The 23,560-nt window shown below is 72.3% G+C and carries 23 protein-coding genes; 14 read left to right on the forward strand and 9 right to left on the reverse strand.

What is annotated here, in order from left to right:
- Positions 1–80: 80 nt before the first annotated feature.
- The 4 genes from ACIBK1_RS35815 to ACIBK1_RS35830 all read right to left on the reverse strand — a co-directional run bounded on the left by ACIBK1_RS35815 (position 81) and on the right by ACIBK1_RS35830 (position 2,059).
- A complete protein-coding gene (locus ACIBK1_RS35815) occupies positions 81–527 on the reverse strand; it encodes a MerR family transcriptional regulator (RefSeq protein ID WP_396740091.1) in 447 nt (148 codons plus the stop codon).
- On the reverse strand, positions 524–910 hold the full coding sequence (locus ACIBK1_RS35820) for a hypothetical protein (RefSeq protein WP_396740092.1): 387 nt from the start codon (positions 908–910) through the stop codon (positions 524–526). The genes ACIBK1_RS35815 and ACIBK1_RS35820 overlap by 4 nt, the downstream gene beginning before the upstream one ends.
- A gap of 112 nt (positions 911–1,022) precedes the next feature.
- Positions 1,023–1,724: a cation transporter gene (locus tag ACIBK1_RS35825; RefSeq protein ID WP_396740093.1), complete on the reverse strand. Its 702-nt coding sequence runs from the start codon at positions 1,722–1,724 to the stop codon at positions 1,023–1,025.
- Positions 1,724–2,059: an ArsR/SmtB family transcription factor gene (locus tag ACIBK1_RS35830; RefSeq protein ID WP_030511511.1), complete on the reverse strand. Its 336-nt coding sequence runs from the start codon at positions 2,057–2,059 to the stop codon at positions 1,724–1,726. Before ACIBK1_RS35830 ends, ACIBK1_RS35825 begins: the two co-directional genes overlap by 1 nt.
- A gap of 286 nt (positions 2,060–2,345) precedes the next feature.
- Here ACIBK1_RS35830 and ACIBK1_RS35835 point away from each other — a divergent pair, with 286 nt between their 5' ends.
- The 6 genes from ACIBK1_RS35835 to ACIBK1_RS35860 all read left to right on the forward strand — a co-directional run bounded on the left by ACIBK1_RS35835 (position 2,346) and on the right by ACIBK1_RS35860 (position 8,049).
- Complete coding sequence (locus ACIBK1_RS35835) at positions 2,346–2,651, forward strand: heavy-metal-associated domain-containing protein (RefSeq protein WP_396740094.1); 306 nt, start codon at positions 2,346–2,348, stop codon at positions 2,649–2,651.
- Between the two features lie 137 nt (positions 2,652–2,788).
- Positions 2,789–4,216, forward strand: a complete 1,428-nt coding sequence (locus ACIBK1_RS35840) for an MFS transporter (RefSeq protein WP_396740095.1) — start codon at positions 2,789–2,791, stop codon at positions 4,214–4,216.
- Between the two features lie 105 nt (positions 4,217–4,321).
- Positions 4,322–4,603: a metal-sensitive transcriptional regulator gene (locus ACIBK1_RS35845; protein WP_030511514.1), complete on the forward strand. Its 282-nt coding sequence runs from the start codon at positions 4,322–4,324 to the stop codon at positions 4,601–4,603.
- A 25-nt stretch (positions 4,604–4,628) separates the two neighbouring features.
- Entirely contained in the window at positions 4,629–4,841 is a 213-nt protein-coding gene (locus tag ACIBK1_RS35850) for a heavy-metal-associated domain-containing protein (RefSeq protein ID WP_030511515.1), read from the forward strand.
- Positions 4,838–5,782 (forward strand): hypothetical protein, encoded by a 945-nt coding sequence (locus tag ACIBK1_RS35855; RefSeq protein ID WP_396740096.1) that lies wholly within the window; start codon positions 4,838–4,840, stop codon positions 5,780–5,782. Before ACIBK1_RS35850 ends, ACIBK1_RS35855 begins: the two co-directional genes overlap by 4 nt.
- Before the next feature lie 29 nt (positions 5,783–5,811).
- Positions 5,812–8,049 (forward strand): heavy metal translocating P-type ATPase, encoded by a 2,238-nt coding sequence (locus ACIBK1_RS35860; RefSeq protein ID WP_396740097.1) that lies wholly within the window; start codon positions 5,812–5,814, stop codon positions 8,047–8,049.
- A 74-nt stretch (positions 8,050–8,123) separates the two neighbouring features.
- On the opposite strand, the gene ACIBK1_RS35865 is transcribed toward ACIBK1_RS35860, so the two are convergent.
- The gene (locus tag ACIBK1_RS35865) at positions 8,124–8,924 is read right to left on the reverse strand and encodes a crotonase/enoyl-CoA hydratase family protein (RefSeq protein ID WP_030511518.1); all 801 of its coding nucleotides are present in this window, start codon (positions 8,922–8,924) and stop codon (positions 8,124–8,126) included.
- Between the two features lie 146 nt (positions 8,925–9,070).
- Entirely contained in the window at positions 9,071–9,685 is a 615-nt protein-coding gene (locus tag ACIBK1_RS35870) for a trimeric intracellular cation channel family protein (RefSeq protein WP_363425690.1), read from the reverse strand.
- Positions 9,686–9,949: 264 nt separating this feature from the next.
- Between ACIBK1_RS35870 and ACIBK1_RS35875 the strand changes: the two genes are divergently transcribed.
- Positions 9,950–11,206: a PP2C family protein-serine/threonine phosphatase gene (locus tag ACIBK1_RS35875; RefSeq protein WP_396740098.1), complete on the forward strand. Its 1,257-nt coding sequence runs from the start codon at positions 9,950–9,952 to the stop codon at positions 11,204–11,206.
- A gap of 16 nt (positions 11,207–11,222) precedes the next feature.
- Here the strand turns inward: ACIBK1_RS35875 and gap are convergent, their stop codons facing one another.
- Together gap and ACIBK1_RS35885 are read right to left on the reverse strand one after the other, a co-directional pair.
- A complete protein-coding gene (gap, locus tag ACIBK1_RS35880; RefSeq protein ID WP_396740099.1) occupies positions 11,223–12,221 on the reverse strand; it encodes a type I glyceraldehyde-3-phosphate dehydrogenase in 999 nt (332 codons plus the stop codon).
- A gap of 154 nt (positions 12,222–12,375) precedes the next feature.
- The gene (locus ACIBK1_RS35885; RefSeq protein ID WP_030511522.1) at positions 12,376–13,323 is read right to left on the reverse strand and encodes a GlxA family transcriptional regulator; all 948 of its coding nucleotides are present in this window, start codon (positions 13,321–13,323) and stop codon (positions 12,376–12,378) included.
- A 218-nt stretch (positions 13,324–13,541) separates the two neighbouring features.
- Here ACIBK1_RS35885 and ACIBK1_RS35890 point away from each other — a divergent pair, with 218 nt between their 5' ends.
- The 6 genes from ACIBK1_RS35890 (at position 13,542) to ACIBK1_RS35915 (ending at position 21,279) form a co-directional block, all read left to right on the forward strand.
- The gene (locus ACIBK1_RS35890) at positions 13,542–14,750 is read left to right on the forward strand and encodes an LLM class flavin-dependent oxidoreductase (protein WP_396740100.1); all 1,209 of its coding nucleotides are present in this window, start codon (positions 13,542–13,544) and stop codon (positions 14,748–14,750) included.
- 110 nt (positions 14,751–14,860) lie between these two features.
- Positions 14,861–16,075 (forward strand): MsnO8 family LLM class oxidoreductase, encoded by a 1,215-nt coding sequence (locus ACIBK1_RS35895; RefSeq protein WP_396740210.1) that lies wholly within the window; start codon positions 14,861–14,863, stop codon positions 16,073–16,075.
- Positions 16,072–17,682, forward strand: coding sequence for an ABC transporter substrate-binding protein (locus ACIBK1_RS35900; protein ID WP_036408688.1), 1,611 nt, complete (start codon positions 16,072–16,074; stop codon positions 17,680–17,682). The genes ACIBK1_RS35895 and ACIBK1_RS35900 overlap by 4 nt, the downstream gene beginning before the upstream one ends.
- Complete coding sequence (locus ACIBK1_RS35905; RefSeq protein WP_076442324.1) at positions 17,679–18,707, forward strand: ABC transporter permease; 1,029 nt, start codon at positions 17,679–17,681, stop codon at positions 18,705–18,707. The genes ACIBK1_RS35900 and ACIBK1_RS35905 overlap by 4 nt, the downstream gene beginning before the upstream one ends.
- On the forward strand, positions 18,707–19,546 hold the full coding sequence (locus ACIBK1_RS35910) for an ABC transporter permease (RefSeq protein WP_396740101.1): 840 nt from the start codon (positions 18,707–18,709) through the stop codon (positions 19,544–19,546). The genes ACIBK1_RS35905 and ACIBK1_RS35910 overlap by 1 nt, the downstream gene beginning before the upstream one ends.
- Positions 19,543–21,279, forward strand: a complete 1,737-nt coding sequence (locus ACIBK1_RS35915; protein WP_396740102.1) for a dipeptide ABC transporter ATP-binding protein — start codon at positions 19,543–19,545, stop codon at positions 21,277–21,279. Before ACIBK1_RS35910 ends, ACIBK1_RS35915 begins: the two co-directional genes overlap by 4 nt.
- 49 nt (positions 21,280–21,328) lie before the next feature.
- Here the strand turns inward: ACIBK1_RS35915 and ACIBK1_RS35920 are convergent, their stop codons facing one another.
- Positions 21,329–21,916 (reverse strand): TetR/AcrR family transcriptional regulator, encoded by a 588-nt coding sequence (locus ACIBK1_RS35920; RefSeq protein ID WP_396740103.1) that lies wholly within the window; start codon positions 21,914–21,916, stop codon positions 21,329–21,331.
- A 137-nt stretch (positions 21,917–22,053) separates the two neighbouring features.
- On the opposite strand from ACIBK1_RS35920, the gene ACIBK1_RS35925 reads away from it, so the two are divergent.
- On the forward strand, positions 22,054–23,502 hold the full coding sequence (locus ACIBK1_RS35925) for an MFS transporter (protein WP_396740104.1): 1,449 nt from the start codon (positions 22,054–22,056) through the stop codon (positions 23,500–23,502).
- Positions 23,503–23,560 lie beyond the last annotated feature (58 nt).

Consider the following 23,560-nt stretch of genomic DNA (forward strand, 5'->3'; position numbering starts at 1 on the left):
AGCGGTCGATGCGTCTCCGGGTCACCCTCCGCACCGCGGCTCGGGCGCTCAGCGATGGTGCGGGTGGGTGCTCACGACGGTCAGTCCTCTTCCGGGGCGCGGAAGGCGGCCAGGTCGGCGTACGGCAGCGGGCAGTCGGGACAGGTGCAGTTCGTCAGGCTGTCGCAGCCTGCGGTGACCACTCGGGTGAGCGCGGTACGGATGGTGGTGAGGTCGGCGATGCGCGCGTCCACCTCGGCGATCTTGGCCTGGGCGCGGGCGCGCAGGTCGGGGGAGGGGTGACCGTGCCGGCCGGTGTCGATCAGCTCGGCGACCTCGTCCAGGGTGAAGCCGAGCCGCTGGGCGGCCTTGATGACGGTCAGCAGGGTGACGGTCTCCGGAGGGTAGGCGCGGTGCCCGCCGAGACTGCGCGCCGGTTCGGCGATCAGCCCGCGACGCTCGTAGTAGCGCAATGTCTGCGGGTTGACGCCGGCCTGCCTGGCCACCTGCCCGCTGCGCAGGTAGGAGCCGTCGAGATCCCGCCTCACGCCGATCCTCCCGATGCGGCGGACTCCGGTGCGGCAGGCCCTGATGCGGCCGACACGGCGCGTGCCTGGAGCGCGTCCAGCACCTCGACGTGCTCCGGCGGCACCGCCACCTCCAGTGCCAGGCCCCCGTCGGCGACGGTCAGGGTGAAGGTGAAGAAGGAGCAGCAGCCGTTCTCCCGCGCGGTCAGTTCGGCCGCCCGGGCCGCATGCTCCGGGCTGAAAGCGAGCTCCAGCCGCAGCCGCTCACGCCCGAGGCGCCGCACCGCCCGGACCGCCTCCGCGAACAAGGCGTCGAACTCGGCCACCCGCAGCGGCCGCTCCGCGGTGGGCAGGGTGCACGCCGAGGGAGCCCATCCCCGGTCAAGGGCGATGTCCTGGGTCATGCCTCTGACGGTAAGCCTGTACCTGGGTATCGGTTGCAACCCCTGGGGCGTGGTCGCCACGCGCCGTGGATTGTGCGGGCGGCATGTACGCGGGATGGCGTCGGACCGCCGATCACCCGGTGTCGTCCCGGGCAGGGGAGCAGCACGGGTCGCCGCACCGGCCGGACGAGGGGGACGGCGTGCGTGCGGGAACGGCGCAGCAGGCGTCCCCACGCCAGGCTTCGCGGCCTTCCTTGACCGCCACAGCGGCGATGACCAGGGCGGCGATCGGGTCGGCCCAGGACCAGCCGAGGGCGCTGTTGAGGGCGAGCCCGGCGAGCAGCACCGCCGACAGGTAGGTGCACAGCAGGGTCTGCTTGGAATCGGCGACCGCCGAGGCGGAGCCGAGTTCGCGGCCGGCGCGACGCTGGGCGTACGACAGCACCGGCATGATCACCAGAGAGACGGCGGCCAGGACCAGTCCGGGAGTGGAGTGGCCGGCCTCGCCGGCGCCGAGGAGGGTCCGTACGGCGTCGGCGGCGACGTAGGCGGCCAGCCCGAAGAAGGAGATCGCGATGATCCTCAGCGCGGTCTTCTCCCGTGCCTGGTGGTCGGCCGCGGAGAACTGCCAGGCCACGGCAGTGGCGGAGGCGACCTCTACGACGGAGTCCAGGCCGAACCCGATCAGTGCGACAGAGGAGGCGAGGGTGCCGGCGGTGATGGCGACGACGGCCTCGATCACGTTGTAGGTGATGGTGGCGGCCACCAGCAGCCGGATGCGCCGACGGAGCGTGTCGCGACGGGCGGGGGTCGGGCCGAGAGGGATCGCGGTCATCAGCAACACCCTTTCTCTTCCGTGTCCACGCAGGTGCGGTCGGCGGCCACCGCGATCACCGCGGTGCGCAGGTCGTCCAATGCATGGCCGAGCCGCTCGTCGGCAAGTTCGTAGCGGGTACGCCGGCCGATGGGCACGGCGACGACCAGGCCACAGTCGCGTAGGCAGGCCAGGTGGTTGCTCAGGCGGGTGCGGGAGATACCCAGCAGATCGGCCAGGTCGGCCGGATGGGCCGGAGCCTCGCGAAGCGCGATCAGGATGCGGCAGCGGATCGGGTCGGCCAGGGCGCGGCCGAACCGGGCGAGCACGTCGATGTCGGAGGCGATGGTGGCCATGCGCCGACGATACACGGGATCCTGAATTCATGGATTTCTGGATTATGGGTCGCGGTCCCTGCGCCGTGCGAGCCGCCGGCGGTCTGACAGACGTCGCGCACGAGACAGGGAGACGAGCTCCCGTGGGCCTGGTCGTGCCCGGTGGGGGCGTCCCCGCAGCGACCGCCGCGTGATGCCCGCCTGAAGCCGGATCGCGGGCTCCTCCGTCATTGACACCCCCCGGGGGTATGTTATGGTCTCTCACGACCGGATACCCCCCAGGGGTAACTGCGAAAGGAGGACGGGTATGTGCACGGCATGTGCGTGCGGCACGGAGTCGGCCCAGGCCGAGGTGATCGCTGAGGTGACCGCTGAGGCGAGCGCGGCGGGCGGCACGGCCGGGAAGGTCGGCAAGGTCTATTCGGTGAGCGGGATGACCTGCGGCCACTGCGTCTCGTCGGTGTCCGGGGAGATCGGCAAGGTCGGCGGCGTCACCGGGGTCGTCGTCGACCTGCCGACCGGCGCGGTCACCGTCAGCGGCGCGGGATTCACCGACGAGGAGATCCACGCCGCGGTGGAACAGGCCGGCTATCAGCCGGCGGGCCGGTCCTAGCGGATCAGGCCCCAAGAAAGGCGGTGGGCGTGCACCGGCATGCACGCCCACCTGCGGGGCCGGTCCGATTCGGCATCACACTCAACCCCACCCGCATCCTCCCATCGGGGGTGGATGCGAAGAACAGGAGTGCGGCAATGAACGCCGTCAATCCGCGTAGGTGGCGGGCACTGGTCGTGCTCGCCGCCGCGCAGTTCATGGTCATCATGGACACCTCGATCATCGGTGTCGCCTTACCGGACATGCAGCGCGATCTGGGTTTCTCTCCGGACGCGCTGCAGTGGGTCTTCAACGCCTACGTCATCGCCTTCGGCGGGCTGCTGTTGCTCGGGGGCCGTCTGTCCGACCTGTTCGGCGCCCGCAGGATCTTCACCGTCGGCTGGCTCGTCCTGATCGCCGGGTCGGTCGTCGCCGCCGCGGCGAGCGGCCCCTGGATGGAGATCCTGGGCCGTGGTGTGCAGGGCGTCGGCGGCGCGCTCATCGCCCCGGCCTCGATGACCCTGCTCATGATGCTCTTCTCGCACGATCCGCGGGAGCTCGGCAAGGCCATGGCCCTGTACGGCGCCGCGGCGCCGGCCGGAGGCACCGCGGGGGTGTTCCTCGGCGGGGTCGTCACCGAGTATCTGAGCTGGCCGTGGGTCTTCATCGTCTACATCCCCATCGGCGTGGCCACTCTGCTGGCCGTGCCCGCACTGCTGCCCGCGGTGGCCGGTCGGCGCGGGTCGGTCGACGTGCTCGGCGGCCTCGCCGTCACCGCCGGGATCGCCCTGGCCGTGTTCGCCATCGTGCGGGCACCGGACCAGGGCTGGGGGTCGGCCGCCACGCTGCTGGAACTGGCGGGGGCGGCTGTGCTGCTCGCGCTGTTCCTGATCGTGCAGCGTGTGATCCGGGAGCCGCTCATGCCGCTGCGGATCTGGCGCACCCCCGGGCTGGCCGTCGCCAATCTGGCGATGGCGCTGCTGGGCGCGGCCTGGATCCCGATGTGGTACTTCCTCAACCTCTATCTGCAGCAGGTCCTCGGCTACAGCGCCTTCCCCAGCGGAGCGGCCCTGCTTCCCATGACGATCGCGATCATGATCTTCATGATCGGGATCACCGCCCGGCTGCTCGGCAGGTTCGGCGCCAAGCCGCTGATCGTCATCGGGCTCGCCGTGCTGGCGGCAGGGGTGGCCGGGCTGTCCCTGGTCAGACCGGACGGGACCTTCGCCGCCGACGTGCTGCCCGCCTCGCTGGTCGCCGCGGTCGGCATGTCCCTGGTCTACATCCCGGCGATGATGTCGGCGATGTCCGGTGCTCGGCCCGAGGAGAGCGGGCTGGCCTCGGGCATCGTCAACACGACCTATCAGATCGGCTCGGCCCTCGGCCTGGCCGTGATGACCGCGCTCGCCGCGGGTGGGGGAGCGGCCGCAGCGGACGGCCCCGCCGCGCTCACCGACGGCTTCCAGGCCGCCTTCGCGGGTGCGGCCTTCGTGGCCGCGGCGGGAGCCGTGCTGACGCTGCTGCTCATGCGCAAACGCGCGTCGCCGGCGCCCGTCGCCGCGGACGCCCAGGCAGCGCAGGTCTAGGTCCCACCGACCGGGCCCATCCCCTGGTGAGGTGGGCCCGCGAAATACCCTAGGGGGGTAAGGTGTTAGATACAGGGGAGGATCTCAGTAGAGCGAGGCGGGGAGATGGCCGGATACACGGGGACCAAGGAAGACCACCTCAGGCGGCTGCGCCGGATCGAGGGGCAGGTCCGCGGACTGCAGCGGATGGTCGACGAGGACAAGTACTGCATCGACATCCTCACCCAGGTCTCGGCCGCCAACAGAGCGCTCCAGGCGTTCGCCCTGGAACTGCTGGACGAGCACATGGCGCACTGCGTCGCCGAGGCCGTCGCCAAGGGCGGCACCGAGGCCGACGTAAAGATCAAGGAAGCCTCCGAGGCCGTCGCCCGTCTCGTCCGTTCCTGATCGGTTATCACAGAGGAGAAGCGTCATGACCACTGCCATCTACACCGTCACCGGTATGACCTGCGGACACTGCGTCAGCTCGGTGAAGGAGGAGATCGGCGAGGTGCCCGGTGTCACCGGTGTCGAGGTCGAGCTGGCCACGGGGCTTGTGACAGTCGAGAGCGACAGCCCCCTCGACACGGCCACGATCAGGGCCGCCGTCGAGGAGGCCGGATATGAAGTGGTGGACAAGCAATGAACACGCCGGCCCGCCTGGGCACGTATGTCCTCGGTCTCGCCGTGGTCTTCGCAGGGGCGTTCGGCGTCGGCGGCGCCGTCGGCGCGACCGGACCGGCGCCCGCGAAGAACAGCCATGGGGACCACACGACCCCTCCACCGGCCACGCAGACGACGGAACACGTGCCGGGAGGACTCCAGGTGTCCCAGAACGGCTACACCCTCACCCCGCGGACCGCGACCGTCACCCCCGGGACTCAGACCGACTTCCGGTTCACCGTGGACGGCCCCGACGGCCGCCCGGTGACCGCCTACGAGACCCAGCACGACAAGAAGCTCCATCTCATCGTGGTCAGCCGGGATGGAGTCGTCTTCCGGCACCTGCACCCCGAGTTGTCGGGCGAGGGAATCTGGTCGGTGCCGCTGACGCTGCCCGACGCCGGCGCCTATCGGGTGTTCGCGGACTTCGTCCCCCAGGGCGCGGAAGGCCTGACTCTCGGCACCGACCTGTACGCCCCCGGCGACTACGCGCCCCGGGCCCTGCCCGCGCCGAGCCGTACGGCGACGGTCGACGGATACACTGTGCGGCTCGACGGCACGCTCACACCGGGTGCGGCCGGCGGGCTCACCGCCGAGATCAGCAAGGACGGCAAGCCCGTGACCGACCTGCAGCCCTACCTCGGGGCGTACGGGCATCTGGTCGCGCTGCGCGTGGGCGACCTCGCCTACCTGCACGTGCACCCCGACGGCGCTCCGGGTGACGGCGTCACCCCCGCCGGTCCCGGCATCACCTTCTACGCCGAGGTCCCCAGCCGCGGCGACTACCGGCTCTTCCTCGACTTCCAGCACGACGGAGCCGTGCACACCGCCGCCTTCACCGTACGGGCGGAGCAACCGTCGGGGGCGGCGGTCCCCACCGCCACGGCGGACCACGGATCCGAACACTCCCACTCCGGCCACTGACAGCGAGCATGACGCGGAAAGGAGGAACGATGGCCTCCATAACCGGTGACCGGCCGTCCGGCGCGGTCGAGCTTTCGATCGGCGGCATGACCTGCGCGTCGTGTGCGAACAGGATCGAGCGCAAGCTGAACAAGCTGGACGGGGTCACGGCCACGGTGAACTACGCCACGGAGAAGGCCAAGGTGACCTTCCCCGCTGAACTGGATCCCCATCTGCTGGTGGCGGAGGTGGAGAAGGCCGGCTACACGGCCAGGCTGCCCGAGCCGCCCACGGCCGAGCAGGCGGGTGATGAGCCGGGAGACGAGCTCGCTCCGCTGCGGACGCGGCTGCTGGTGTCGGTGGTGCTCGCGGTGCCGGTGATCGCGCTGGCGATGATCCCCGCCCTGCAGTTCACCTACTGGCAGTGGCTGTCGCTGACGCTCGCCGCCCCCGTCGTGGTGCACGGCGGGCTGCCCTTCCACAAGGCCGCCTGGACCAACCTGCGTCACGGCGCCGCCACGATGGACACCCTGGTGTCGCTCGGCACGATCGCCGCGCTGGGCTGGTCGCTGTGGGCGCTGTTCCTGGGTGACGCTGGGGTGCCCGGGATGACCCACGGGTTCGACCTGACCATCACCCGCAGTGACGGTGCGGGCAACATCTACCTGGAGGCCGCCGCCGGGGTGACCGCGTTCATCCTGGCCGGGCGGTATTTCGAGGCGCGGTCCAAGCGGCGGGCCGGTGCGGCGCTACGCGCCCTGCTGGAGCTGGGCGTCAAGGACGTGGCGGTGCTGCGCGACGGCCGCGAGGTGCGCATCCCCGTCGGGGAGCTGAGAGTCGGCGACCTGTTCGTGGTGCGGCCGGGAGAGAAGATCGCCACCGACGGAGTGGTCGAGGAGGGCAGCTCGGCGGTCGACGCCTCGATGCTCACCGGCGAGTCGGTCCCGGTCGAGGTGCGGCCCGGCGACGCGGTCACGGGGGCGACGGTGAACGCGGGCGGGCGGCTGGTGGTGCGGGCCACCCGGGTCGGCTCCGACACCCAGCTGGCGCAGATGGCGCGGCTGGTGGAGGAGGCGCAGACGGGCAAGGCGCAGGTGCAGCGCCTGGCCGACCGCATCTCCGGGATCTTCGTCCCGATCGTCATCGCGCTGTCGGTGGCCACGCTGGGGTACTGGCTCGGCACGGGTGAGGGGGCCGGGGCGGCGTTCACCGCCGCGGTGGCGGTGCTGATCATCGCCTGCCCGTGTGCGCTGGGGCTGGCCACGCCGACGGCGTTGCTGGTCGGGACCGGCCGCGGCGCGCAGCTCGGCATTTTGATCAAGGGGCCGGAGGTGCTGGAGTCGACCCGGGCAATCGACACGGTCGTGCTGGACAAGACCGGCACCGTCACCGAGGGCAGGATGACCCTCGTCGAGGTCCACCCCGCCGACGGGCAGGACCCCGAGGAGGTGCTGCGTATGGCCGGGGCCCTGGAGCACGCCTCCGAGCATCCGATCGCGCAGGCGATCGCCCGGGGCGCGGCCGAGCGGGTGGGCCAGTTGCCCGCCCCGCAGGACTTCGCCAACGTCGAGGGCCTCGGCGTCCAGGGGATCGTGGACGGCCATGCCGTGCTGGTGGGGCGGCCCCGCCTGTTGGAGGAGTGGTCCCAGCACCTGCCCGCCGACCTCGTGCGGGCGCTGGAGCAGGCGCAGGCCGCCGGCCGTACGGCGGTGGCGGTCGGCTGGGACGGCGTCGCGCGGGCGGTGCTGGTGGTGGCCGACGTGGTCAAGCCCACCAGCGCCCAGGCCATCGCCGATCTGCGGGCGCTGGGGTTGACGCCGGTGCTGCTGACCGGCGACAACCGGGCGGTCGCGGAGGTGGTCGCCGCGCAGGTGGGCATCGACGAGGTGATCGCCGAGGTGCTGCCAGCCGGCAAGGTCGACGTGGTCAAGCGGTTGCAGGCCGAGGGCAAGACGGTCGCGATGGTCGGGGACGGGGTCAACGACGCCGCGGCGCTGGCCCAGGCCGATCTGGGGCTGGCCATGGGCACGGGCACCGACGTGGCCATCGAGGCGGCGGATCTGACGTTGGTGCGCGGGGATCTGCGGGTGGCGGCCGATGCGATCCGGCTGTCGCGGCGCACGCTGGGCACGATCAAGGGAAACCTGTTCTGGGCGTTCGCGTACAACGTCGCGGCCCTGCCGCTGGCCGCCGCGGGACTGCTCAACCCCATGATCGCCGGAGCGGCGATGGCGTTCTCCAGCGTCTTCGTCGTCAGCAACAGCCTCAGACTGCGCCGCTTCCGATAGAGCAGCGCGTACACAGGGCCTCCGGACTCGCCCGGAGGCCCTGCGGCATCCGATCGCCGCGCTCTCGGCCGCGCCTACGCCGGCCCCGGGCCGGAGGGATGAGCGGGGAAGACTCCGTGGCGTCCGGCCCCGGCGGCGAAGCGGGCGGCGCCGGCCACGCCCTCGCGCTCCACGATCGGAACGCCCGCCGCCCCCTCGGCGCGCAACGCCTCGGCCAGGGGCAGGTCCAGGGCGGCGTAGGTGGAGGCCCGGTCGGCCAGGACGCAGTCGAAGGGGAACGCCGCGATCTGCCCGGCCAGCTCACGGGCCGCCGCGACCGCCTGGCCCGGCTCGACGACCCGGTTGGCCAGCCCGATCGCGAGGGCTTCCTCGGCCCGCACCGGGCGGCCGGTGAGGATCATGTCGAGGGCGCGGCCCAGGCCGACGATCCGCGGCAGCCGGACCGTGCCGCCGTCGATGAGCGGCACCCCCCAGCGGCGGCAGAACACCCCCAGCACCGCGTCGGACTCGACGATCCGCAGGTCGGCCAGCAGCGCGAGCTCCAGGCCGCCCGCGACGGCGTATCCGCCGATCGCGGCGATCAGCGGCTTGCCCAGCAGCATCCGGGTCGGTCCCATCGGGCCGCCGCCGCCTCCCTCGGGGTCCAGCTCGTTGCGCCGCTCGGGGTCCCCGGCCGCGGTCAGGTCGGCGCCCGCGCAGAAGGTGCCGCCGCTGCCGGCCAGGATCGCCACCCGCTGGTCCGGGTCGGCCTCGAACTCCTCGAACGCCGCCCGCAGCTCTCCGGCCATGGCCCGGTCGACGGCGTTGCGCCGGTCCGGCCGGTCCATCCAGATCGTGGTGATCGGTCCCTCGATCTCCACCCGCACGTCACCCATCGCTACTCCCGGCGTCACGGCCTGCACGGCCCGGCAGTGGAAACGAGACCACGGTAGAACGCGAGACGGGAGCTCAGGGCCGGCGCCGGAGCAGCCGGCCGCGTCGTGGCCGGTGCCGCCCTCGTCCTCGCCCTCCTTCGAGCCGCTCACTCCCTGGCGGTGACGCCTCTGGCCAGGGGTGCGCGCCAGCGGTACCGCATGGCGAGGATGCGGAACGCGAAGGCGACCACCGCCGAGGACAGGGTGGCGGCGAACCCCCGCACCCCCAGCGCGTACAGCACGGCCATCATCGTCGAGCCGAGCATCGCCGGCACCGCGTAGAGCTCCCGGTCGTAGAGCAGGGTCGGTTTCTCGCCGGACAGGACGTCTCTGATGACGCCGCCGCCGACCGCCGAGCAGACCCCGAGGAACACGGCGTGCATCGGCGCGAGGCCGTAGTACAGCGCCTTGGACGTCCCGACCGCGCAGAACAGGCCCAGGCCCGCCGCGTCGAAGACCAGCACCCCGGGCATCGCCCGCTCGACCTGGCGATGCCAGAAGAACGCGATGACGGCGGCCGCGATCGGCACGAGGAGATATCCCGTGTCCCGCAGCGCGGCGGGCTGCACGCCGATGAACAGATCGCGCACGATGCCGCCGCCGACGGCCGTGAAGAACGCGAGCACCGCGATGCCGACCGCATCGAACCGTTTGCGTACGCCCTCAAGCGCGCCGGACAGGGCGAATACGAAGATTCCGACGAGGTCGAGCACGGGGGTCACAGCCGCTCAGTCTCCCATATAACGGGTAAAACCCCACGTCACGATCGTGCGGCGAGGCCTGGAGGCCGCCGCGGCCGGAGGCGGCGAGCGCGATCCCTGGCCTGCGGATGTCCCGCACGTCGGCTCTGCGGCGGGCTGGGGTAGCGTCGGGAATGTGCCGTCGAGGGTCTGGGGTCCGCACCCCCGTCGGATGCGGACCCTGCCGGCGATCTTTCCGCCCGGAGACCGGCCAAGGGCAGCAAGGTGTGCAGCAGGGGGCGGCTGGTGAACGGGCGCCCTGACACCGGGCGCATCTGGGGCGGCCTGGTGCGGGACCATCATCTGACGCCCCTGGACGACCTGGCGTCCTCCGTCATCGAGCACGTCAGGCCGCTCGGCTACGCCGAAGTCATGATCTACGTGGCCAGCCTGCGGCCGCTTTACCTCGTGCCGCTGCCGGGGCAGCGCGACGCGTACGGCGAGCCGCTGAACCGCGTCGCCATCGACTCGACCCTGGCGGGGCACGCCTTCCGCAACCTGGAGATCGTCCAGGCGCGCCCCACCGTCGACCCGTACGTCGGCGAAGCCGCGGAACCGCTCGGCAGCGAGGGGCCACGGCGGCTGTGGGTGCCGATGCTGAACGGCGCAGAACGGGTCGGGGTGCTCGGCGTGACCGTGCCCGCGGTCGACGCGGCCACCAAGCGGATCGCGACCGAGCTGGGCAGCCTGGTCGCGCTGCTGGTGGTGAGCAAACGGGCCTACAGCGACGCCTTCGCGCGGCTGATCCGGACCGAGGAGATGCACCTGTCGGCCGAGATGCTGTGGACGCTGCTGCCCGTCAGGAACTTCGCGACCGACACGATGACGGTGAGCGCGGCGCTGGAGCCGGCCTACCGCGTCGGCGGGGACGCCTTCGACTACGCCCTCGACGGCGACACCCTCCACCTCGGGATCTTCGACGCCATGGGGCACGACACCTCCGCCGGGCTGACCGCGGCCATCGCCCTGAGCGCCTACCGCAACAACCGCCGCCGGCGCCGGGCCGGGCTGCTCGAGGTCAGCGACGCGATCGACGAGGCGATCGCCGGGGAGTTCGACGCCTCACGCTTCGCGACCGGGGTCCTCGCCGATCTGGATCTCCGCACCGGATGGCTGACCTGGGTGAACCGGGGCCATCCGCCGCCGCTCGTCCTGCGGCAGGGGCGGGTGGCGTGCGTGCTGGACAGTCCGCCGGACACCCCGATGGGCCTGCGCCTGAGCCCGGCCGCCGTGCTCGCACGCCGTCAGCTCGAGCCCGGCGACCGGCTGCTGTTCTACACCGACGGCATCATCGAGGCGCAGACCCCGGACGGGGAGAGGTTCGGGCTGGAGCGCTTCGCCGACTTCGTCATCCGGCGGGAGATCGACGGCGTCTCCGCCCCGGAGACCCTGCGCCGCCTGATCCGCTCGATCCTCGTCTACCAGCGCGGCCACCTGCAGGACGACGCCACGGTGCTGCTGGTCGAGTGGTGCACCGGGCGGCAGCACCAGCTCACGATGTGAGCCGCGCGCGGCCGGCTCAGTCGCGCGCGAGCAGTTCCAGCGTGTCGACGACCCGGTTCGAGAAACCCCACTCGTTGTCGTACCAGGCCACGACCTTGACGTGCCTGCCCTCGACGCGGGTGAGGGCGGAGTCGAAGATCGCCGACGCCGGCTGTCCGGTGATGTCGCTGGAGACCAGCGGCTCGTCCGCGTACTCGAGGATGCCCTTGAGCCTGCTGTCGGCGGCGGCGCGGTAGGCCGCGAGCACCTCGTCGCGGGTGACCTCCCGCGAGACGGCGGTGTTCAGCTCCACGATCGAACCCACCGGGACCGGCACGCGGATCGAGTCGCCCGACAGCTTGCCGTCGAGGTTGGGCAGCACGAGGCCGATGGCCTTGGCGGCCCCCGTGGTGGTGGGCACGATGTTCACGCCGGCCGCGCGGGCGCGGCGCAGGTCGCGGTGCGGGCCGTCCTGGAGGTTCTGCTCCTGGGTGTAGGCGTGCACAGTGGTCATGAAGCCGTGCTCGATGCCGGCCAGGTCGTCCAGCACCGACGCCAGCGGAGCCAGCGCGTTCGTGGTGCACGAGGCGTTCGAGACGATCACATGCCGGGCGGGGTCGTACGTCTCGGTGTTCACGCCGAAGGCGAGCGTGACGTCGGCGCCGTCGGAGGGAGCGCTGACCAGCACGCGCCTGGCGCCCGCGTCGATGTGCGCGCGGGCGGCGCTCGCCGCGGTGAAGCGGCCGGTGGACTCCAGCACGATGTCGACGCCGAGCTCGGCCCAGGGCAGCTTGGCGGGCTCGCGTTCGGCGAGCACCGCGATGCGGCGGCCGTCGACCACCAGCGTGGTGCCGTCCACCTCGACGGAGCGGCCGAGACGGCCGAGCGCGCTGTCGTACTTCAGCAGGTGCGCGAGGGCTTCGGGGGCGGTGAGGTCGTTGACGGCGACCACTTCGAGGTCGCTGTCACGTTCGAGCAGGGCGCGGAGGGTGTTGCGTCCGATGCGGCCGAATCCGTTGACGGCGATGCGAGTCATGGGCGTTCCTTTCGTTCCGGGCTCCATGATCGCCATCCGGATGCCGGGCCGACAGTGGCTCGAACGACAGCGTACGCAAGGATCCAGCCAGAAGTTTCGCCACCGTCCGCAAGGATCTCGCCACATCCTCCCGTACGAGGGAAGGTGTGGAAGCTCAGGCGGAGAAGGTGTGGCGATACTCGGTGGGGGAGGTGCCGAGGATGCGCTGAAAATGCAGGCGCAGGTTGGCGCCGGTGCCGAGCCCGACCCGGTCGGCGATCTGCTCCACGCCCAGATCGCTGCGTTCGAGCAGCTCGCGAGCCAGGTCCACGCGCGCCCTGAGCACCCACTGCATCGGGGTGTAGCCGGTGTCCTCCACAAACCGCCGGGAGAAGGTGCGCGGCGACACCCGCGCGTGACGGGCGAGGGTCTCCAGGGTCAGCCGTTCCGACAGGTGCGCCAGGGCCCACTCGCGCGTGTTCGCGAACAGGTCGCCGAGCGGCTCGGGGACGCTGCGGGGAACGTACTGTGCCTGGCCCCCGCTGCGATAGGGCGCCGCCACCAGCCGTCTCGCCACATGGTTGGACAGCCCGACGCCGTGGTCGCGCCGCACCAGGTGCAGGCACAGGTCGATGCCGGACGCCGCGCCCGCCGACGTCAGCACGTCGCCCTCGTCCACGAAGAGCACGTTCTCGTCCACCCGCACGAGGGGATGCCTGTCGGCGAGGGCCTTCGTGTAGTGCCAGTGGGTCGTCGCCCGCTTGCCGTCGAGCAGGCCCGTCGCCGCCAGCGCGAACGCCCCGGTCGAGATGGCCGCGAGCCGGGTTCCGCGCTCGCGGGCGGCCATGAGCGCGCCGACGACCGTGGCCGGCGGTTCCGTGGTCGCGGGCTCGCGGTAGCCGGGGATGAAGATGGTGTCGGCCTGTTCGAAGGCGTCGAGGCCCTCGGCCACGTGATAGGAGAGGCCGTCGCCGCCGGTCACCAGCCCGGGCGCGGCTCCGCACACCCGGACTTCGTACGGCATGCTCGGCCGGTTGGAGAACACCTGTGCGGGGATGCCGACGTCGAGCGGTTTCGCGCCCTCCAGCACGAGCACGGCGATGCGATGGTTCTTCCGGCTCATCGGCCTCCTTCGGCTGTCCCTCGGTCCGGCGGGCCTCTCGCGCACCGTGACCGCCGTGACCACTACCGCAAGCATCCTGCCACCGGTCCGCGTCGGGGCGCCGGCCGGTGTGGGCCCGGGGATCCGGGGGACGGCGGACTTCTCCCCGGCCGTTGACAAAGCATGCTTTTCCTACATAGTTAGTAGGTAAAGCGCCCCTTCGAGAGGTATGCGACCACGTGAAATTCCTCGCCATCACCCTCATCGCGCACGGCCCCGACCCGCTGACCGGCGAGACCAGGTCCACCACCGAGCGGTTCCGCGACGTCGTGGACAGCGCCGTACTCGCCGAGGAACTGGGCTTCGACGGCTTCGGGGTGGGAGAACGGCACGAGCGGCCCTTCATCTCCTCGTCGCCGCCGGTCGTGCTCAGCCACATCGCCGCCCTGACCTCCCGCATCCGGCTGTTCACCGCGGTGACCACGCTCAGCCTGCTCGACCCCGTGCGGGCGTACGAGGACTACGCGACGCTCGACCACCTGTCGGACGGCCGGCTGGAGCTGATCATCGGCAAGGGGAACGGGTCGGCCCAGGCGCGGCTCTTCCACGTCACCCCCGAGGACCAGTGGGACCGCAACCGGGAGGCGTACGAACTGTTCCGCAGGCTCTGGCGGGAGGACAGGGTCACCTGGGAGGGCCGGTTCCGGCCGTCCCTCACGGACGCGGAGACCTGGCCGCGCCCCCTGCAGCGGCCGATCCGGGTCTGGCACGGCAGCGCCACCAGCAAGGACTCGGTCGACTTGGCCGCCCGCTACGGCGATCCGCTGTTCTCGGCGAACGTCACCAACCCTGTCGAGCCGTACGCCGAGCTGGTCGACCACTACCGCGAACGGTGGGCGCACTACGGGCACGACCCGGCCGGCGCGCTGGTGGGTGCGGGCAGCGCCGGCTTCTATGCGGCGCGCACCTCCCAGGAGGCGATCGCCACCTACCGCCCGATCTACGACGCGCGCGTGGCGCTGTTCCGCAAGTCGGGCGTGGAGCCGGTCTTCGACTCACTGGAGGACGCCGTCGAACGCGGCTCGATCCTCGTCGGCAGCCCCCAGCAGATCATCGACAAGGTCCTGCGCTACCACGAGCGGCTCGGCCACGAGGTCATGCACATCAGCGCGGACGCCGACGGCCTGACCCGGGCGCAGCACCGGGAGGCGCTGGAGCTGTTCCAGAGCGACGTCGCCCCCGTGCTGCGCAAGGAGATCCCGAGCAGGCCGTTCCCCGCCGTGCCGGTGGTTCCGCAGAGCGCCGGCGCGACCCGGCAGGAAGGCGCCGTGACCCGCCGGAGCACTGTGGCTCAACAGAACACCGCCGTGACCAACCACAGCACCGAGACCGACCAGAGCGCCGAGACCCGTCAGAGCACCGTCACGAGCACCGGAGCGCCGGCATGAGCGTCCCCGAGCCGACAGCACAATCCACAGCGCAGTCAGTGAGCACAGCACGGTCAGTCAGCACAGCACGGTCGGTCAGCACAGCGCAGCCGGTCAGCCGGCCGGTTCCCCTGTCGATCCTCGATCTGTCCCCGATCCCGTCCGGCAGCGGCGCGGGAGACGCGTTGCGCAACAGCATCGACCTCGCGCGCCACGCCGAGCGTCTCGGGTACCTCCGTTACTGGGTGGCCGAGCACCACTTCGCGGCCGGTGTCGCGAGCTCGGCGCCGGCGGTGCTCATCGGCCTCATCGCGGCCGCGACGAACCACATCAGGGTGGGCTCGGGCGCGGTGCAACTCGGCCACCAGACGCCTGTCGCGGTGGTCGAGCAGTTCGGCCTCGTCGACGCGCTCCATCCGGGCCGGATCGACCTCGGGCTGGGCCGTTCCGGGCAGCGCAGGGCAGAGATCGTGGCGGAGGTTCCCCAGTCGCTCCAACCCGCCCGGACGCCCCAATCCGCCCAGATCCCTCAGGCCGCGCAAGCTCCTCAGGCCGCCCGGACAGCGGCGCCCCGCGAGTCCCGCGTGGTGGACGGGCTGCTGATCCCGCCCGCGTTCTCCTTCGCCGAGCTGGCTCGCTCTCCGCAGCTCGCCCTCCAGGCGGCGCTGCTGCAGCAGCCGGGCGCACGGACCCCCGACTTCGCCGAGCAGGTCGACGAGGTCGTCGCCTTCCTGGAGGGTACCTACCGGTCGCCCGGCGGAATCGCGGTGCATGCCGTGCCGGGTGAGGGCGCCGAGGTGGAGCTGTGGATCCTCGGCAGCAGCGGCGGGCAGAGCGCGAAGGTGGCGGGGGAGCGCGGGCTGCCGTTCGCCGCCAACTATCACGTCAGCCCGGCGTCGGTGCTGGAGGCCGTGGAGGCCTACCGGGAGGCGTTCACCCCCTCCAAGGTGCTGTCCGAGCCGTACGTCGTCGTCTCCGCCGACGTGGTCGTGGCCGAGGACGACGCGACGGCCAGGGAGCTGGCCAAACCGTACGGCCTCTGGGTGCGCGCCATCCGTACGGGCCAGGGGGCGATCCCCTACCCGACGCCGGGGGAGGCGGACGCGCACGTCTGGAGCGAGGCCGACAGGGAACTGGTGGCCGACCGCGTGGACACGCAGTTCGCGGGCTCGCCGGAGACGGTCGCGGAGCGGCTGCGCGTGCTCCAGCGGGTCACGGGCGCCGACGAGCTGCTGATCACCACGATCACGCATGGGCACGCCGACCGGGTGCGCTCCTACGAGCTGCTCGCGGAGGCGTGGCACGCCGGGGCGCTGCACGCGGGCAGAGCAGGAGGATCACTGTGAAGGCCATCAGGGGCGCGCTGCCCCTCGTCCTCGTCGCGGCCCTGGCCGCGTGCGGGTCCCAGACGCCCGCCGCGCAGTCGGGTGGCACCTCTCTCACGTGGGCCGTCGAGACGGAGCCCATCACGTTCAACCCTCATCTGTGGGCGCAGAACAAGGCCAGGCTGCTGGTGTTCAACCAGTTCGACGCGCTCCTCGCGTACGGTGAGGACGGGTCGTTCGTCCCCTGGCTCGCCCGGTCGTGGAAGGTCTCGGACGACGGTCGCACCTACACCCTGGAGTTGCGCGACGACGTCACCTTCCAGGACGGCACGAAGTTCGACGCGGCGGCGGTGAAGGCGAACCTGGACAAGCTGCGCGAGCCCGGTTACAACCCGGCGGTCGCCGCCATCCAGTTGCACGCCCTCGACAAGGCCGAGGTGCTCTCGCCCACCACCCTGAAGATCACCTTGACGGAGCCTGACGGGCTGTTCCTCGACTTCCTCGCCTCGCCGTACGCCGGGCAGGTGTCCCCGAAGTCTCTCAGGGAGGCCAAGGACCTCAAGGCCGGTGGTCCGGACGTGGTCGGGACCGGCCCGTTCGTCCTCGACCGCTACGTGCGGGGCCAGGAGGCCCACTATCGACGCAACCCCCGCTACGACTGGGCGCCGCAGGGCAGCGCCCACCAGGGACCTGCGTACCTGTCGGAGGTCACCTATCGCTTCCTGCCGCAGGCGGCCGTCCGCGTCGGCGCGCTCACCTCCGGGCAGGTCCAGGTCGTCGAGGGCGTCCCGGCCACCGACGTCCAGTCGGTCAAGGGCGACCCCGCGTTGTCCTTCCAGTCGGCGCTCAACTCCGGCACGTCGTTCTCCTACTACTTCAACACCTCCCACCCGCCCTTCGACGACAGACGCGTGCGGCAGGCGTTCCGGGAGGCCGTAGACGTCGACGCCGTGCTGGCGTCCGTCTACCAGGGCACCGCCAAGCGGGCCTGGAGCGTCGTCGCCGACACCAGCCCCTTCTACGACCCGTCGCTGGAGAGGACGTACGGCGGGGACGCCGCCGAGGCGAACGCGCTACTCGACGCGGCGGGCTGGACCGGGCGCGACGCCGAAGGCTATCGGACCAAGGACGGCAAGCGGCTGTCGGTCCGCTCGGTGGCGTCGGCGCCGTTCGTCCGCGACCGCAGGGACATTCTGGCCCAGGCGATCCAGGCGCAGGTCAAGCAGACGGCGGGCATCGACTTCCAGGTGAGGATCGTGGACCAGGGCACGGCGCAGAAGGCGTACGACGAGGACGAGTACGAGATCTTCGAGAACTCGCGCGGCGACTCCGACGCCGGGGCCGCGCTCAACCTCATCCTGCCGAAGGGCGGGGCCATCAACCGCAGTCACTACGAGGACGCCGAGCTGGACGACTGGCTCGCGAAGGCGTCGGCGAGCTCCGACCCCTCGGAACGCAAGGCGCTGTACGCCGAGGTCCAGCGGAAGGTGGTGACCGACGAGGCGGTCGTCTTCCCCGTCTACGTGCCGTCCGACCAGATCGCCGCGAGCAGGAACGTGCAGGGCCTCGGATTCGACCCCGTCTCCGGCACGCCGCGCGGCCTCTACGACGTGCGGATCGCCGCATGACGGCGGCGCTGCCGGCCCGGCGGCCCACGACGGCGACGCCCGCCGAGCCGCCCGCGACCCGGCCTCCGGCGCGGCGGCGACTTCCGGGGCTGCGCGCGCCTGCCTGGCTGGGCACGCCGGTGCGCAGGCTCGTCTCGGCCGTGGCCGTGCTGTGGGCTGCCGCCACGACCGCGTACGCGGCCCTGCTGCTGGCGCCCGGGGACACCGTCGACATCCTCGTCGGCGACGGCGCCGACACGCCGGAGATCCGCGCGCAGATCGTGGCCGAGTGGGGGCTGGACCGGCCCGATGCCGTGCGTTACCTGAGCTATCTCGGCCGCCTGCTGCACGGCGACCTCGGCCGTTCCTACCAGTTGCAGCGCGACGTCGCCGAGGTGCTGGCCGGGCAGGTGGGCCCGACGGTGCGGCTGACCCTGACGGCCGCCGCGGTCGGCGTGGTGCTGGCGCTCGTCCTGGCGGTGGCGACGGCGGGCAGGTCGGTCTGGCCGCGCCGGATCGTCTCCGTGGCCGAGCTGGTGGCGGTGTCGGTGCCCCAGTTCGTGATCGGCATCGTGCTGCTGTTCGTGTTCTCCTTCTCGCTCGGCTGGTTCCCCGTCTCGGGCGCGGCCGACCCGCAGGCGCTCGTCCTGCCCGCGCTGGCGCTCGGCCTGCCCGTCGCCGGCGTGCTCGGACAGGTGCTCAGGGAGGGCCTGGAACGCGCGCTCGAGCAGCCGTTCGCGGTGACGGCACGCGCGCGCGGCCTCGGCGAGCGCGCCGTGGTGGCCCGGCACGCGCTGCGGCACGCCCTCCTTCCCGCCGTCACCCTCACCGGCTGGTTCACCGGCGTCCTGCTCGGCGGGGCCGTCATCACCGAGACACTCTTCGGCCGGCCCGGGCTCGGCCGGGTGACCATGCAGGCCGTCAGCGCCAAGGACATGCCGGTCGTGATGGCCGTCGTCATCCTGTCGGCGGCGGTGTACGTGACGATCAGCGCCCTGCTCGACCTCGCCTACCGGCTCATCGACCCCCGGCTCAGGAGCGCGTGATGGCCGTCGCCGCACCCGTCCCGAGGCCGGGCGTCCGGACGCGTCCCGGTCTCGTCCTCGCCCTGCTCGTCCTGGCCGTCCTGGTCGTCGCCGTGGCGGCGCCCGGCCTGGTCACCCGGGTCGACCCGCTGGCGGCCGACCCGCTGCGGGCGCTGGCCCCGCCCGGCGCGGGACATCCGCTCGGCACCGACCATCTCGGCAGGGACGTGTTCGCCCGTGTCGTGTACGGCGCCCGCCACTCGCTCGGCATCGGGGTCCTCGCCACCGCGCTCGCGGTGGGCGCGGGCTCGCTGCTCGGCCTGGCCGCCGGGCTGGCGACCCGCCTGGCCGGTGAGGCGCTGGCCCGCCTGTTCGACGTGCTGTCGACCTTTCCCGAGCTGCTGCTCGCGCTCCTCGTGATCGCGATCACGGGCCCCGGCACGTGGAACGTCGTCGCCGCCATCGGGATCGCCCAGATCCCCACGTACGCGCGGGTCGTCCGGGCGCAGGCGTTCGTCGTGCGCCGCTCCGGCTACGTCGAGCAGGCGGTGACCTTCGGGCACTCGCGGGCCCGCATCGTGGCCCGGCACGTGCTGCCCAACGTCGTCGGGCCCGTCCCTGTGCTGGCCACGATGGGGCTCGGCCAGGCCGTCATCGCCACATCCGGCCTCAGCTTCCTCGGCATGGGTCCCCAGCCGCCCGCCCCTGAGTGGGGCACCATGCTGGCCGAGTCGCGCGACTACCTGCGTGTGGCTTCGTGGGTGGCCTTCTCTCCGGGAGTGGCCCTCACCCTGTCGGTCGTGTGCCTGACGGTGGCCGGGCGGCACTTTCAGCGGCGTTTCGAGGGAAGGACACCATGACGGAGCTCGCGATCACCCGGGCCGGCGCCGCACCCGGCCCCGCCGCCGCACCCGGTCCCTCTGCCGCTCCGCCGCTCGTCGCGGTGGAGGACCTGCGGGTCTCCTTTCCCGCGTCCGGTGTCGAGGCCGTACGCGGGGTGTCGCTGTCGATCGCGCCGGGGGAGTGCGTCGCCCTGGTCGGGGAGTCGGGGTCGGGCAAGAGCGTCACGGCCCGCGCGCTCATCGGCCTGGCGGGCCCGGGCGCGAAGGTGCGGGCGTCGGTCTTCCGCGTCGGCGGCGGGGACGCGCTGACCTTCGGCCCGCGCGAGTGGCGCCGCGTGCGCGGCCGGTTCGCCGGGCTGGTCCTGCAGGACGCCCTGGTCTCGCTCGACCCGCTGCGCACCGTGGGGGCCGAGATCGCCGAAGTGCTGGCCGAGCATGACGTGGTGCCCCGCCGGGCCCGCCCGGAGCGCGTACGGGCACTGCTGGAGGCCGTGGGCGTCCCGGACCCGGAGACGCGCGTGCGGCAGCACCCGCACCAGCTCTCCGGCGGGCTGCGGCAGCGGGCCCTGATCGCCTCCGCGATCGCCGCGGAGCCCGAGTTGATCATCGCTGACGAGCCCACGACCGCCCTCGACGTGACCGTGCAGGCCCAGATCCTGCGGCTGCTCGCGGAGCGGAAGGCGGCAGGGACGGCGCTGCTGATGATCAGTCATGACCTCGCCGTGGTGGCCGCGGTCGCCGACCGCGTCCTGGTCATGAAGGACGGCCTGCTGGTCGAGGAGGGCCCGGCACGGGAGGTGCTGACGACGCCGCGGCACGACTACACCCGTGCCCTGCTGGCCGCCGTGCCCTCCGCCCCTCGGCCTTCCACGTCTTCCACGTCTTCCACGTCTTCCACGTCTTCCACGTCTTCCGTGTCCTCGGTGTCCTCGGTGTCCTCGGTGTCCTCGGTGTCCTCCGTGTCCGCCGTGCCGCGCCGGCCGGACGACCCTCCGGCTCCGCGTGGTCCCGTGCTCGCCGCCACAGGGCTGTCGGTCGCGTACGGCTCGCGCAGGGCCGTGGACGGCGTCTCCTTCCGCCTGTACGCGGGGGAGACGCTCGGCGTCGTCGGCGAGTCGGGGTCGGGCAAGACGACCCTCGCGCGGCTGGCCCTCGGCCTGCTCACGCCGGACGCGGGCGAGGTGAGCCTGCGCGGAGGCCCGTGGAGCGGCCTGCCCGAGAGGCGGAGGCGCCCCCTCCGCCCGGCCGTCCAGGTGATCGCGCAGAACCCGCTGGACTCCTTCGACCCGCGCCACACGGTGGGCCGCCTGGTCGCCGACCCGCTCTCCGCGCTGCCGAGGAGGCGGCGCAGGGAGCGCGCGGTCGAACTGCTGGGCCGGGTCGGGCTGCCGCCCGAACTACTCGGCCGGCGTCCGCGCGAGCTGTCGGGCGGCCAGCGGCAGCGCGTGGCCATCGCCCGCGCGCTCGCGTCCCGGCCCGAGGTGCTGATCTGCGACGAGCCCGTCTCCGCGCTCGACGTGTCCATCCAGGCCCAGGTGCTCGGCCTGCTGGCCGAGATCCAGGCCGAGGACGGAACGGCGCTGCTGTTCATCTCCCACGACCTGAGCGTCGTCCGCCACCTGAGCGACCGGGTCCTGGTGATGAAGGACGGCCGTGTCGTGGAGGAGGGGGACGCCGGCGAGGTCTTCCATCACCCCCGGCACGCGTACACGAGGGAGTTGCTGGCGGCCGTGCCCCCGCTCCCCGGGTGAACGGCCGGCGGTGCCGGGCACCCGCCGGACGGGCGGTGCGGCGGAAGGATCAGTCTTCGCGGGTGGTGATGCCCTCCAGCACCAGTTGCAGGAATCGTGGGCTGCTGTCTCCGCCGGAGGCGGCCTGCTCGCGCACCCACGCCGCGCCGCTGAGGAGGTCGAACAGCTCCTCGGTCGTGAGGTCGGGCCGCACCCTGCCCGCCGCCTGGGCGGCGCGCAGCAGGTCGGCGCCGCTTCGGTGCATCGCGGCGCACATGGCGTGGGAGGGGGTGCCCTCGTCGTACATGCTCCGGGTGAGGATGCCGACCAGGCCCCGGAAGGTGCTGAAGTGCACGACGGCCTCGCGCATCCACTCGGTCAGCGCGTCGAGGGGATCCGGCCCTGCGGCCAGCCGTTGCGCGTGGGCGACGAGGTTCTCCAGGCCGTCGCGGGTGGCGGCCTCCACCAGCGAGGCGCGCGTGGGGAAGTGCCGATACAGGGTGCCGATGGCGACACCCGCCTGGCTCGCGATGTCCTCCAGCGAGGCGTCCGCGCCCGAGGTCTCGAACGCCTTCCGCGCGGCGGCGAGGATGGCGTCGTAGTTGCGCCGGCCGTCCGCGCGCTTCGGGCGCTGGGCGATGTAGGGCTTGCCGTCCACCGGTACCTCCCGCTTGACATCCTGAGGTTACCTCATCTTGAATCTTGACCATCAAACTGAGGCTGCCTCAGGATAATTCCGCCGCTTAACCTGAGGGTTCCTCGTCTTGGCTCTCTCGAACGGACCGTGGAGGTTCCATGAGCACAGACAGCACCACCGCGACCGGCGACGTCTCGGCCGGCTCGCCGGGAGAAGGCCGTGACCGCGCGTGGGCCCTCGCGCTCGCGGCGATCGTCGGCGCCGAGTTCATGCTCCAGCTCGACGGCACGATCGTGAACGTCGCGCTCCCGGCGCTGCAGTCCGACCTCGGCCTGTCCGTGACCGGGGGATCGTGGGTGCCGAACGGATTCCTCCTCGCCTTCGGCGGGCTCCTGCTGTTCGCCGGCCGCCTCGGCGACGCCCTCGGGCACCGGAGGGTGTTCCTCGCCGGGGTCGGGCTGATCGTGGTGGCGTCGCTGGTCGCCGGGCTCGCGCCGAACGTGCAGGCGCTGCTCGCGGGCCGGGTCCTGCAGGGCGCCGGCGCCGCCGTCGCCGGCCCCACCGGCCTGGCGCTGCTCGCGATCGTCTTCCGGGGCGAGCGGCGGCAGCGGGCCTTCGGGCTCTACTCCACCGTGACCGGTCTCGGCGCCTCCGCCGGCATGGTGCTGGGCGGCGTGCTGACCTGGGCGGGGGACTGGCGCTGGAGCCTGCTGGTCAACGTGCCGATCGGGCTGGCCGTCATCGCGCTCGCCGTCCGGGCGCTCACCGTCGGGGAGCTCACCGTGCGCGACGAGGCGACCCGATCGCGCGCCCTCGGCCTGCCCCGTGTTCCTGGCATGCGCAGCGCGCTGCTGAGCGCCGCCGCCGTCACCGCCGCCGTGTACGGCCTCGTGCGCGCCGCCGAGAAGGGCTGGGGCGACCCCTGGACGGCGGCCGCACTCGGCGCCGCGGTCGTGCTGGCCGGGGTGCTGCTCCTGGTGGACCGGCGCGCCGCCGAGCCGCTGCTGCCCCTCGCCGTCCTGGCGGGCCGGGAGCGGGCCGGCGCCTTCGCCGGACTGCTGCTGCTCGCGGCGGTCCTCACCGGCTTCCTGATCTACCTGGTGCAGTATCTCCAGGGGGTGCTCCACTTCGACGCGCTGCGCAGCGGCCTGGCGATCCTGCCGTTCGGCCTGGCGCTGCTCGTCAGCACGCAGATCCTCACCGCCCGCATCGCCGCGGTCGGTCTCAAAACCCGTGCGCTGCTCGGCCTGTCGGTGGTACTCGCCGGAACGGCCTGGCTGACCCGTCTCGACGGCGGCAGCGCCTACGCCGCCGACGTGCTTCCGGCCCTCGTCGTCATGGGACTGGGCGTCGGTATGGCGATCATCCCTCTCAACATGATCGTCCTGACCACCGCACCCGCCGAGTACGCGGGTGTCGCCGCCGGGCTGCTGCAGACCGCGCTCACCATCGGGGGTTCGCTCGGCCTGGCCGCCATGCTGATCCCGCTCGGCACGGACGGTCTCGCCGAGGGCATCTCGTCGGTGTTCGCCTGGGCGTGCGGCGCGCTGGTCGCCGCCCTGCTCGTCATGGCCGCCCTTTGGTATCGCCTCGCGGCACGGGGCTGACGGGGGCCGTCCGGATGATCCCGCGTGAGGGGCGAGCGGTCCGCGCCGGCTCGCCCCC

The sequence above is a fragment of the Microbispora rosea genome (assembly GCF_044460045.1).
Classification (GTDB): Bacteria; Actinomycetota; Actinomycetes; order Streptosporangiales; family Streptosporangiaceae; genus Microbispora; species Microbispora rosea.